This window comes from Acinetobacter sp. I-MWF (assembly GCF_025433935.1).
In the GTDB taxonomy this organism is placed as follows: domain Bacteria; phylum Pseudomonadota; class Gammaproteobacteria; order Pseudomonadales; family Moraxellaceae; genus Acinetobacter; species Acinetobacter guillouiae.
Window position 1 is genome coordinate 1 of sequence record NZ_JAMBAR010000015.1, and the last position, 549, is coordinate 549.

General features: G+C 23.5%; 1 protein-coding gene. It reads right to left on the reverse strand.

Features of this window, described 5'->3' with window-relative positions; genetic code table 11:
• Positions 1-220: 220 nt before the first annotated feature.
• Positions 221-549, reverse strand: a 329-nt coding sequence (locus M2R48_RS21145) for a hypothetical protein (protein WP_262087589.1), incomplete at its 5' end; no start/stop codon positions are given.

Sequence of the window (549 nt, forward strand, 5' to 3'; positions counted from 1 at the left end):
AAAAGTAGCTTAAAATTAAAGAATATAGACCAGTAAAGACAAAAAAAGAGAGTACTTTATTAATTTTATCTTTTATAAAAATAATAGAATTTAAGCTTAAAGATATAATTAATATTGAAAAAACAGCAGAATAAACGTTAATCCAGTATTCATAATTTTCCACGACTTCACCATACTAAAGCTTTTTTTCTAAATTCAGCTGAAAGAGAGCCTGAAAAATTCAAGACGCTCTATCCTTTACTTGTCGATGTAGTTTTTTTCTATTAATTAATAGTCTTAGAATTAAAAGAATTAAAAGGACTAAAGTTATTAATAGGTATATATTTCCATGAAAGATATGAGCCCTATAACCTTCAAAAATGAATTTAAAAAGCAATTCTTGTTGAGTGTAACCAATAAATGCTTTTCCAAAAAAGTAGCTTAAAATTAAAGAATATAGACCAGTAAAGACAAAAAAAGAGAGTACTTTATTAATTTTATCTTTTATAAAAATAATAGAATTTAAGCTTAAAGATATAATTAATATTGAAAAAACAGCAGAATAAACGT